7 protein-coding genes and 1 pseudogene are annotated in these 10,066 nt (G+C 71.1%); 2 read left to right on the top strand and 6 right to left on the bottom strand.

Features of this window, described 5'->3' with window-relative positions:
- Window positions 1-14: 14 nt before the first annotated feature.
- From H5J33_RS13130 to H5J33_RS13110, 5 genes are all read right to left on the bottom strand, one after another.
- Complete coding sequence (locus H5J33_RS13130) at window positions 15-1,388, bottom strand: alpha-amylase family protein (RefSeq protein WP_181795081.1); 1,374 nt, start codon at window positions 1,386-1,388, stop codon at window positions 15-17.
- Window positions 1,389-1,565: 177 nt separating this feature from the next.
- On the bottom strand, window positions 1,566-3,251 hold the full coding sequence (locus H5J33_RS13125; protein WP_181795082.1) for a glycoside hydrolase family 13 protein: 1,686 nt from the start codon (window positions 3,249-3,251) through the stop codon (window positions 1,566-1,568).
- Between the two features lie 121 nt (window positions 3,252-3,372).
- Window positions 3,373-4,278: a sugar ABC transporter permease gene (locus tag H5J33_RS13120; protein WP_181795080.1), complete on the bottom strand. Its 906-nt coding sequence runs from the start codon at window positions 4,276-4,278 to the stop codon at window positions 3,373-3,375.
- 19 nt (window positions 4,279-4,297) lie between these two features.
- Entirely contained in the window at window positions 4,298-5,302 is a 1,005-nt protein-coding gene (locus H5J33_RS13115; RefSeq protein WP_181795079.1) for a carbohydrate ABC transporter permease, read from the bottom strand.
- A 101-nt stretch (window positions 5,303-5,403) separates the two neighbouring features.
- Complete coding sequence (locus H5J33_RS13110; protein WP_181795078.1) at window positions 5,404-6,678, bottom strand: extracellular solute-binding protein; 1,275 nt, start codon at window positions 6,676-6,678, stop codon at window positions 5,404-5,406.
- Window positions 6,679-7,021: 343 nt separating this feature from the next.
- On the opposite strand from H5J33_RS13110, the gene H5J33_RS13105 reads away from it, so the two are divergent.
- Entirely contained in the window at window positions 7,022-8,056 is a 1,035-nt protein-coding gene (locus H5J33_RS13105) for a LacI family DNA-binding transcriptional regulator (RefSeq protein WP_181795077.1), read from the top strand.
- Between the two features lie 134 nt (window positions 8,057-8,190).
- Window positions 8,191-9,051: a phosphatase PAP2 family protein gene (locus H5J33_RS13100; protein WP_181795076.1), complete on the top strand. Its 861-nt coding sequence runs from the start codon at window positions 8,191-8,193 to the stop codon at window positions 9,049-9,051.
- Between the two features lie 27 nt (window positions 9,052-9,078).
- Here the strand turns inward: H5J33_RS13100 and H5J33_RS13095 are convergent.
- Window positions 9,079-10,066: pseudogene (locus tag H5J33_RS13095) on the bottom strand (bifunctional glutamine-synthetase adenylyltransferase/deadenyltransferase); the annotation flags it as partial.

Genomic DNA, 10,066 nt, shown 5'->3' with positions numbered 1-10,066 from the left:
ACTGGGGTGGCTCCTCAGCAGTTCGGCTTGCCGGCGTAGAGCGCCAGGGCGGTGTCGGCGGCCAGGGTGGCGGTGAACCGGCCGCTGGAGTCCACGGTCACCGGCCTGTTGCCCTGGACGTCGCAGTACGTTCCGGCGGGCAGGGAGGTCTGGTAGGTGCGGGTCATGCTGCCGGGCTCGTGGTTGACGGCCGCGTAGCCCTTGGTGCCCCGGCCGAAGGCGATCCAGTTGCCGCCGTTGTCCCACCAGTTCGTGACCGCCTGGCCCCGGGTCGCGTTGCGGAAGGCGACCATGGACTTGATCTCCGGCCAGGCGTGCTGGCACTTCCAGCCGTTTTGCCAGCAGGCGTCGACCCGGCCGCCGTTCGGCGGGCCGGCGTCGGCGTCCGACCACTCGTAGCCGGAGTTGACGTCCGGGGCGCCGTACGGCCAGGCCAGCATGAAGACGTTGGCCAGGGTGTAGTCCGCCCCGCTCTTGTAGTTGAGCGTGCTGCCGTTGCGCTCGGTGTCGTGGTTGTCGACGAAGACGCCCGCGACCGAGCCGCTCAGGTAGCCCCAGCCCTCGCCGTAGTTCTTCAGGTACGCGAGCTTCTCGGCGGTGAAGACCCGCTTGAGGTCGTAGGCGTAGCGGAATTCCTGGACGTCTCCGTTGCCGGTGTACTCGGAGGCCTGGACGGCCTCGCCCGCGCCGTAGACGACCTCCTGCTTCCAGTAGACGGACGGGTTGGTCAGCCGGCTCTTGATGTCCGCCAGGTCCGCGGCCGGTATGTGCTTGGCCGCGTCGATCCGGAAGCCGTCCACGCCCAGGCTCAGCAGGTCGTTCAGATAGCCGGCGATCGTCTTGCGGACGTATTCCTCGCCGGTGTCCAGGTCGGCCAGGCCGACGAGTTCGCAGTGCTGGACGTTCCAGCGGTCGGAGTAGTCCGAGACCTGGGCGGTGCAGTCGTCGAAGTCGTACACCGAGTACAGGCCCGGGTAGTCGTACTTGGTGTACGGCGAGCCGCCGGTGCCGGTGCCCAAGCCGGCCGACATGTGGTTGACGACGGCGTCGGCGACGACCTTCACCCCGGCCGCGTGGCAGGTGTCGACCATGTTCCGGAACGCCGTGCGGTCGCCGAGCCGGCCGGCGATCCTGTACGACACCGGCTGGTACGAGGTCCACCACTGGGCGCCCTGTATGTGCTCGGCGGGCGGGGAGACCTGGACGTATCCGTAGCCGGCCGGGCCGAGAGCGGTGGTGCACTCCCTGGCCACGGAGGCGTAGTTCCACTCGAAGAGGACGGCGGTGACATCCTTGGTGCCGGGCGGGGCGGCCTCGGCGGTCGTCGGGGTCATGCCAAACAAGGCGGCGGCGAGGGCGGCCGCCGTGGCGAGCGTTCTGCGTGCCATGTGGGGTTCCTTCGACGTTGAAGGCAGTGGGGTGCTGAAGCGATTGCTGAAACTTTTCAGCCGGCTTGCGGTGACGCAGAGGGCAAAGGCCCGCCGCCCGGAAGGCGGCGGGCCGTCGGGGAGGTGATGCGGGACGGCTTTCCGACGGGCCGTCAGGGCGCCCCGCCGGTACGGGCGTCAGCGCTCCGCGGCCCACCAGAGCGTGGTGTCGGCGGGCACCTTCGTCTGGCCGTCCGTCTCGGTGACCTCGGCGCTGGCGAGCAGCACCCGGCCGTAGGAGGGGATCGTCACGGACTCGCCGGCGGTGTTGGCCACGCACACGAAGTCGCCCCGCCGGAAGGCCAGGACGCCCTCCGGCGCGCGCAGCCACTCCACCGACTCGCCCGCGCCCAGGTCCGGCCGCTCCCGGCGGATCCGCAGCGCCGACCGGTACAGCTCCAGCGTGGAGCCGGGGACCCCGGTCTGCGCCTCCACGCTCAGCTCGGCCCAGACCGGCGGCTGGGGCAGCCAGCTGCCGCCGTCGCCGAAGCCGTAGGAGGAGCCCGTACGGGTCCACGGGATCGGCACCCGGCAGCCGTCCCGGAAGCCGTCCTGGCCCGCGCCCCGGAAGTACGCCGGGTCCTGGCGCACCTCGTCGGGCAGGTCCACGACGTCCGGCAGGCCCAGTTCCTCGCCCTGGTAGAGGTAGGCCGAGCCGGGCAGGGCGAGCATCAGCAGGGTGGCGGCGCGGGCGCGGCGCAGGCCCAGCTCGCGGTCGCCGGCCGTGCGGATCTGGGTGCCGAGGCCGGGCGGGTTGGCGAAGCGGGTGGCGTGCCGGGTGACGTCGTGGTTGGACAGCACCCAGGTGGCGGGGGCGCCGACGGGGCGCATCGCGTCCAGGGTGCGGTCGACGACCGACCGCAGCTCCTTCGCGTCCCACGCCGTCGCCAGGTACTGGAAGTTGAACGCCTGGTGGAGTTCGTCGGGGCGGACGTAGTTCGCGGTGCGCTCGACGGTCGGGGTCCACGCCTCGGCGACGAAGATGCGGTCACCCGAGTACTCGTCGAGGATGCGGCGCCACTGGCGGTAGATGGCGTGCACGCCGTCCTGGTCGAAGAACGGCATGACGTCGTTGCCCAGCAGTTTGACCTGGTCGTGGGCGCCGAGGTCGGGCAGTCCCGGGGCCTTGACCAGGCCGTGGGCGACGTCGATACGGAAGCCGTCGACGCCCATGTCCAGCCAGAAGCGCAGGATCGAGCGGAACTCGTCGCCGACGGCCGGGTGGTCCCAGTTGAAGTCGGGCTGCTCGGGGGCGAACAGGTGCAGGTACCACTCGCCCGGGGTGCCGTCGGGCTCGGTGACCCGGGTCCAGGCCGGGCCGCCGAAGATGGACTCCCAGTCGTTGGGCGGCAGTTCGCCGTTCTCCCCCTTGCCGGGGCGGAAGTGGTAGCGCTCGCGCAGCGGTGAGCCGGGGCCCTCGGCGAGGGCGCGCTTGAACCACTCGTGCCGGTCGGAGGAGTGGTTGGGGACCAGGTCCACGATGACGCGCAGACCGTACTCGTGGGCGTCGCGGATCAGCGCGTCGGCGTCCAGCAGGGAGCCGAACATCGGGTCGACGGCACGGTAGTCGGCGACGTCGTAGCCGGCGTCGGCCTGCGGGGAGGCGTAGAAGGGGCTCAGCCACACCGCGTCCACACCGAGGTCGCGCAGGTACGGCAGGCGGGAGCGTACGCCCTCCAGGTCGCCCATGCCGTCGCCGTTGCCGTCGGCGAAGCTGCGCGGGTAGACCTGGTAGATGACCGCGTCGCGCCACCAGTCGCGGCGGTCGCCGACGGAGACGGTGGCGAGGTGGCGGGCCGGTGCGGCGGAGTGCTGCTGGCTCATGGCGTCCTTGATACGTAACTGGGGCATGGTGGGCGGTCGTCGGGTTGCCGGGGTGCGAGGCGGGCCGCGGTGACAGCGGGGTCGGATGGGCCACCGCGGCCCGCCTGGCCTGGTGCGGGCGTCAGCCCTTGGTGCCGCCGGCGGTGAGGCCGGTGACCAGGTTCTTCTGCACGAGGTAGAAGAACACCGTCACCGGTATCGCGATCAGCACCGCGGTGGCGGCCATGTAGTTCCACTGGGCGTCGTGCTCGCTGACGAAGGTCTGCAGACCGACGGCGAAGGTGTACTTGGAGTCGTCCAGCAGGAAGGTCGTCGCGAAGGCGACCTCGCCGACGGCGGTGATGAAGGTGTAGAACGCGGCCACGGCCAGGCCCGGGCGGGCCAGCGGCAGGATCAGCCGGAAGAAGGTGCCGAAGGGGGTGAGCCCGTCCACCCGGCCGGCCTCGTCGATCTCGAACGGGATGGTGTCGAAGTATCCCTTGAGCAGCCAGGCGCTGTAGGGCACGGCGGTGGAGCAGTTGATGGCGATCAGCGCCCAGTAGGTGTCGATGAGGCCGAGCTCGCTGAAGATCTCGTACATCGGCACGATCAGGATGGCGATCGGGAAGGCCTGGGTGAGCAGCAGGACCCACATCAGCGGCTTGTAGCCGGGAAAGCGCATCCGGGAGACCGCGTAGCCGGTGGTGGCGGCGACGAGGACACCGATGACGGTGGTGCCGAGGGCCACGATCAGCGTCGACTCGAACCAGTCGAAGAAGCCGGTGTGCCGGAGCACGAAGTCGTAGTTGGAGAAGGTCAGCTTGCCGGCGATGCCGCCCGGGTGGAGGTAGTCGTCCTTGTCCGGGCCGAGGGACAGGTAGCACAGCCAGGCCACCGGGGCGAGGGCGATCAGGCTCGCCAGGGCGAGGCCGCCGTGCAGCAGGGCGGTGCCGAGCGGTCCGCGCTCGCCGCGCCGGCGGGTGCGGCGAGCGGGCACGGCGGCGGGGGCCGGAGCGGTCTCGGTGGTGTCCAGGGTCGTGGTGCTCATGGCGGCGGCTCCTGCGGCGTCAGACGGCGAGCTGGTCATTGCGCTTCAGCCAGCGGAAGTAGAAGGAGGTGAAGACGGTGAGGATCGACAGCAGCAGCACGCCGTAGGCGGCGGACTGGGCGAAGTCGCGCGGCTGCTGGCCGAAGCCCAGCTGGTAGGCCCAGGTGACGAGGATCTGGGCGTCCGGGGCGGAGTTCTTGCCGAACAGCAGGAAGATGATGACGAACTGGTTGAAGGTCCAGATGATGCCGAGCAGGACCACGGTGGAGCTGACCGCGCGCAGCCCGGGCAGGGTGACGTGGCGGAAGCGCTGCCAGGCGCTCGCGCCGTCCATCTCGGCGGCCTCGTAGAGCGTGGAGTCGATGGACTGCAGCCCGCCGAGCAGCGAGAGCATCATGAACGGCACACCGCACCAGGTGTTCACCATGATCGCGGCGAACCGCTGCCAGAAGGTGTCCTCCAGCCACTCCGGCTGGGGCAGGTGGAGGGCGCCGAGGAGCTGGTTGAGCGCGCCGGAGTCGGCGAGCATGATCCGCCAGGAGAAGACGGTGACGAAGGTCGGCACGGCCCAGGGCAGGACGAGCAGCAGCCGGTAGACGGTGCGGCCGCGCAGCTTCTGCTGCAGCATGAGCGCGAGGCCGAGGCCGAAGGCGTAGTGCAGGGTGACACAGGCGACCGTCCAGAAGACGGTCCACAGGAAGTGCGACCAGAACCGGTCGTAGGCCGTCGGGCCGAACAGGATGTCCCGGTAGTTGTCGAGGCCGACGAACTTGTACGTGGCGTCGATGTGGTTGACGCCGATCGTGCGCGCCGAGTTGAGGCTGTTGGCGTCGGTGAGGGTGAGGTAGAAGCCCCGCACGAGCGGGTAGCCGACGAGGACGCCGAGCACGACGACCACCGGGGCGATCATCGCGTAGGCGTACCAGTACTTCTGGAAGCCGTTCTTGACGCGCTGCCCCAGCCCGGGACGAGGCGCGCGGTCACCGCGGCGCTTGCCGGTGGCGCGGTCGATGGCGACTGTCATGGTTCGACACCTTCAAAGGATCAGGGGTTGGGCTGGGCGCGGGGCGGTGGCCGCCGGATCCTCCCCCGCGGGCGGCGGGAGCGGCCGGCGGCCACCCGGGCTCACTTGCCGAAGCCGTCCACCAGCTTGGAGATGGCCAGCTCGGCGTTGCCCAGGCCCTTGTCCAGCGACTCCTTGCCGCCGGCGACCTTGGCCAGCTCGGTGTCGAGCGGGACCCACAGGGAGCTGTACTCGGGCAGTGCCGGGCGGGGCTGGGCGGCGGCCAGGACGCCCTGGTAGCCGGCGATGCCCGGGTCGGCCTTGACCCTCGCGGTGTAGGCGTCGGAGCGGGTGGGCAGGGTGGAGTTCTTCAGGGCGACGGTCTCCTGCGCCTGCGCGGAGGTCATGAAGTTCACGAACTTCAGGGCCGCTTCCTGGTGGGCCTTGTCCGAGCCGGCGTAGACCGACAGGTTGTGGCCGCCGGTCGGGGCGCCCGCCTTGCCGGCGGAGCCGGCCGGGACGGTGGCGATGCCCAGGTTCTTCTTGTCCTGGAAGGCGCTGCCCTTGTAGAAGTTCGTGATCTCCCAGGGGCCCTGGATGATCGCGGCGACCTTGCCGTTGACGAACGCGTCCTGGATGTGGGCGTAGGCGTCGGCGGTGGTGTCGGCCTTGTGCAGGCCCTTGCCGGAGAACAGGCTCTGCCAGGTGCCGTAGCCCTTCCGCGCGGCGGCCGAGTCCACGGTGATCTTCTTGGCGGCGACGTCGACGGTGTCGGTGCCCTCGCCGTAGAGGAAGGGCTGGGCGTAGTAGGCCTGGGTGGAGCCCCAGTAGCCGTCGACCCCGGTCTTGTCCTTGATCTTCGCGGCGGCGGCCTTCAGCTCGTCCCAGGTCTTGGGGGCCTCGGTGATGCCGGCCTTCTCGAACAGCGCCTTGTTGTAGACCAGCGCGAGGGTGTCGGTGACCAGGGGCACGCCGTAGGTCTTGCCCTCGTACTGGGCCTGCTTGATCAGGCTCGGCTGGAACTTGGCCTGGTCGGCGAGGGCCTCGGTGCCGTCCAGCGGCACGAAGAAGCCCTTCTTGGCGAAGGCCGGGGTCCAGCCCACCTCGGAGCGCAGCACGTCCGGGGCGCCGGTGGCGCCGGCCGCGGTGTCGAACTTGTTCTGCGCCTGGTCGAAGGGCACGTTGACGTACTTGACCTTGATGTCCTTGTGCGCGGCCTCGAACTGCTTCACCAGGGCCTGGTACGTCGGCGCCTCGTTGGTGGCGTTGGAGGTGTCCCACCAGGTGATGGTGACCGGGCCGTCCGACTTCCCGCCGTCGCCGTCGCTCCCGCCGCACGCCGTCGCCGTGAGGGCGAGGGACGCCACCAGCGCGGAGGCCGCTATGCCACGCCGCATGAGTTCTCCTTGAGGGTTAAAGCCCGATTGGTACAGGGGGCGGTCCCGTCCGCCCCTTGCGACTTGCCGACTGCGCCGTTGCCGCGGCCGGGCGACAGGGAACGTAACAGCGATGTAAGCGCGGCGAAAGACCTTGCAGAAAAAAAGTGCAAGGGAACACGATGGTTACCCACTCGTAACCGCTCGGCGGCCGATGGACACTTGTGCAAGACTCTGCAAGCTCTTGCCACCATGATTCGAGGGAGCCGCGATGAGGCAGCAACCCACGGCCGGCCGTTCGGCCACCCGCGCCCGGCGTCCGGCCGGTGTGCAAGGGCGGGGCCGACCGGTACAGTCCAGTGGCGTGACCACACGGCTTGCCGACATCGCTGCGCAGGCGGGGGTGAGCGAAGCGACCGTCAGCCGGGTCCTCAACGGGAAACCGGGCGTCGCCGCCACCACCCGCCAGTCCGTGCTCGCCGCCCTGGACGTCCTGGGCTACGAGCGCCCGGTACGGCTGCGGCAGCGCAGCGAGGGCCTGGTCGGGCTGATCACGCCCGAGCTGGAGAACCCGATATTCCCGGCCCTGGCGCAGGTCATCGGCCAGGCGCTGACCCGCCAGGGCTACACCCCGGTGCTCGCCACGCAGACCCCGGGCGGGTCGACCGAGGACGAGCTGACCGAGATGCTGGTGGACCGCGGGGTCGCCGGGATCATCTACGTCTCCGGGCTGCACGCCGACACCACCGCCGACATGCAGCGCTATGAGCGGCTGCGGGCGCAGGGCGTGCCGTTCGTGCTGGTGGACGGGTTCTCGCCCGAGGTGCAGGCGCCGTTCATCTCCCCCGACGACCGGGCGGCGATGGCGCTCGCGGTGACCCACCTGGCGTCCCTCGGGCACACCCGGATCGGGCTCGCTCTCGGGCCCAAGCGGTTCGTGCCGGTGCAGCGCAAGATCGAGGGCTTCGTGCGGGCCGTGCAGGACCAGCTGGGACTCCCCGCGCAGACCGTGGAGAGCGAGCTGATCCAGCACTCGCTGTACACGCTGGAGGGCGGCCAGGCCGCCGCCGCGGCGCTGATCGAGCGGGGCTGCACGGCGGTGGTCTGCGCCAGCGACATGATGGCGCTGGGCGCGATACGCACGGCCCGGCAGCGGGGGCTGGAGGTGCCCCGGGACGTGTCGGTGGTCGGTTTCGACGACTCCCCGCTGATCGCCTTCACCGACCCGCCGCTGACCACGGTCCGCAAGCCGGTCCCGGCGATGGGACAGGCGGCGGTGCGCACGCTGCTGGAGGAGATCGGCGGGACCCCGGCGCCGCACAGCGAGTTCGTGTTCATGCCGGAGCTGGTGGTGCGCGGCTCGACCGCCTCGGCCCCGCAGGGTCCGCGGGCGACGTAGGCCGCGGGGCCGGGCCCGCTCCCCGGCCGCGGGGTCCGGTCTCGTGGCCCGGGCCAGGCCCAGAAGGTGCGCGGCGGAGCCGGGCTTGGGATGATCGGCCGGGGAAACAACCTTTTCTGGCAGACTCTGTGACCATGAGTGACTCGACCGTGACAGAGCCGGACGGTCGCGAGGAGGTGGCCGCTCCGCGGGCCGTCACGGGCGAGGACAGACCGGGCCGGCCGCGCAGGCCGCGCCCGCGCCCGCCCCGGCTGTGGTTCGAGATCCTTCTGGTCGCGGTGAGTTACTGGACGTACTCGCTGGTGCGCAACGCCGTCCCCGAGCAGCGGGACGCGGCGCTGCGCAACGCGGACCGGATCTGGCGGTTCGAGCACGCGATCGGCGTCGGCGTGGAGCAGACGGTCAACCAAGCGGCCAACTCGGTGTCTTGGCTCATCATCGGGATGAACTACTACTACGCGACACTGCACTTCGTCATCACGCTCGGGGTGCTGGTGTGGCTGTACCGGTGGCATCCCGGCCGGTACGCGGCGACCCGGCTGGTGCTGTTCGCGACCACCGGTGTGGCCCTGCTCGGTTACTACCTGTTCCCGCTCGCGCCCCCTCGGTTGATGCGCGGCGGCCACTTCGTGGACACCGTGATGGTGCACCACACCTGGGGTTCGATGGCCTCCGGCGACCTCAAGCACATGTCCAACCAGTACGCGGCGATGCCGTCGATGCACATCGGCTGGTCGCTGTGGTGCGGGCTGACGGTGTGCGCGCTGGCGTCGGTGCCGTGGGCGCGGGTGCTGGGGCTGCTGTATCCGGCGCTCACCCTGGTGGTGATCGTCGCCACGGCCAACCACTTCTGGCTGGACGCGGTGGGCGGGATGGTCTGCCTCGCCTTCGGCTTCACGGCGGCCCGTTTCTGCTACGGCAGCCGGCCCTACGCGCTGCCGCGGCTGGCCCCCCGGCCCGCCCGGCGGGCGTGGGGGTCGGCGCCGTCCGTGTGAGGCCGCGCGGGGAACCCGGGCCTTCGGTCAGTCTCCGTAGAACAGGTCCTCCACGACCGTGCGGGCACGGCGGGTGGTGCGGCGGTAGGCGTCCAGCATGTCCCCGGCGTGGCCGGCGCCGTAGCCGAGGTAGCGGCCCACCGCGGCCAGCTCGCGCGGCTCGGTCGGGAAGGTGTCCCCGGCCCGGCCGCGCACCAGCATCACCGCGTTGCGCACCCGGCTCGCCAGCACCCAGGCCTCGTCCAGTATCTCCGCGTTCTCGGCGGACAGCAGCCCGGCCGCGCGGGCGGCGGCCAGCGCCTCGCGGGTGCGCGTGGTGCGCAGGCCGGGCTCGTGGTGGGCGTGGCGGAGCTGGAGCAGCTGGACCGTCCACTCCACGTCGGACAGGCCGCCGGGGCCGAGTTTCGTGTGCAGCTTGGGGTCGGCGCCGCGCGGCAGCCGCTCGGACTCCATCCGGGCCTTCAGCCGGCGGATCTCGCGCACCGCGTCCTCGGTGAGCCCCTTGGCCGGGTAGCGCAGCGGGTCGATCAGCTCGACGAAGCGCCGGCCCAGGTCGGGGTCGCCGGCCACCGGCTCGGCCCGCAGCAGCGCCTGTGACTCCCAGACCAGGGACCAGCGGCGGTAGTACGCCTCGTACGACTTCAGGGTGCGCACCAGCGGCCCCGACTTGCCCTCCGGGCGCAGGTCGGCGTCGATGAGCAGCGGCGGGTCGGCGCTGGGCAGCTGGAGCAGCCGGCGCATCTCGGCGACGACCCGGTTGGCGGCGGCCGCCGCCTCCTGCTCGGCCACGCCCTCCCTCGGCTCGTGCACGAACAGAACGTCGGCGTCGGAGCCGTAGCCCAGCTCGTGCCCGCCGAAGCGGCCCATGCCGATGACCGCGAAGCGGGTGGGCAGGGTGTCGCCCCAGCCCTCGCGGACGACCGCGCGCAGGGTGCCGGCCAGGGTGGCCTTGGTGAGGTCGGAGACGGCCGCGCCGACCCGGTCCACCAGGGCGCCCTGGTCCGCCTCGGCGGCG

It is taken from the genome of Streptomyces sp. WELS2 (assembly GCF_013870595.1).
GTDB lineage: Bacteria > Actinomycetota > Actinomycetes > Streptomycetales > Streptomycetaceae > Streptomyces.
The sequence above is the reverse complement of the archived record's forward strand: the minus strand, read 5'-3'. Positions and strand labels throughout refer to the sequence as shown.